The sequence below is a fragment of the Variovorax sp. P4_D9 genome (assembly GCF_056401695.1).
Genome location: NZ_JBFUIU010001667.1, coordinates 1 through 734, shown reverse-complemented (window position 1 = coordinate 734; position 734 = coordinate 1). Strand labels below are relative to the sequence as shown.

The window sequence follows — 734 nt, the reverse complement described above, 5'->3', positions numbered from 1 at the left end:
GGCGGCATCGAGTTGCTTGAACACCGGCGCGAGTCGATTCAGGTGATGTCCTACCAGCGCCAGACCGGCTACCGGGGTGAGGTCGTAGTCGAGTTGCTTGACGATGAAGGGGCGCATTGGAAGGAATCGGATACTGCGTTTGCAACAGGCCCATAAACGCCCCACACCTGTCTCGCGTTTACCAAACCACCTCAAATCGATCGCACCCGCAGGGTGAGCCCCTTTCACTCTTGGGCTCACGGATTCAGGTCTAAGTCATTGATGTTAAATAGAATTATTGCGATTTGAGGCGGCTACGCCGTTGTTGGGCGAGGGCAACGTCGAGAGCGATTCAAATGGTGGGGTCATGCCGCCAAGGACATCGTCGACGCGTTGGACGGGAACCCCGGGTACCAGCGGGCGAAGTCATCGCGCAGTTGGCCGTCGATGACGCGCACTCGCACTTGCAGCAGCAGGTGCGCGCTGCGCGGATCCCATCGCATCTGCTGTGACTTCGACATGCGCTTGTCGATGAGTTGGTTGACAGCCGACTCCACGAAGGCACTGGAGATGCGTCGGCCCGCTCGGTAGCGCCTTCCATAGTTGGGCAGCGAATCCGAGTTGTTGCGTAGGTAGCCGAGCAACTCGAGGGTGAGCCTTCGGATCTGACGCGCGGCCGGCTTGCGGCACACCGTCGATTTGCCCAAGACGTACAGCATCGTGGCCAGGCGCCGCATGGCTTCCTGCGCTCGACC

General features: G+C 60.2%; 1 pseudogene. It reads right to left on the bottom strand.

Annotated elements, in window-relative coordinates:
- Window positions 1-344 precede the first annotated feature (344 nt).
- A pseudogene (locus AC1DY5_RS57660) lies at window positions 345-734 on the bottom strand (ISKra4 family transposase); the annotation flags it as partial.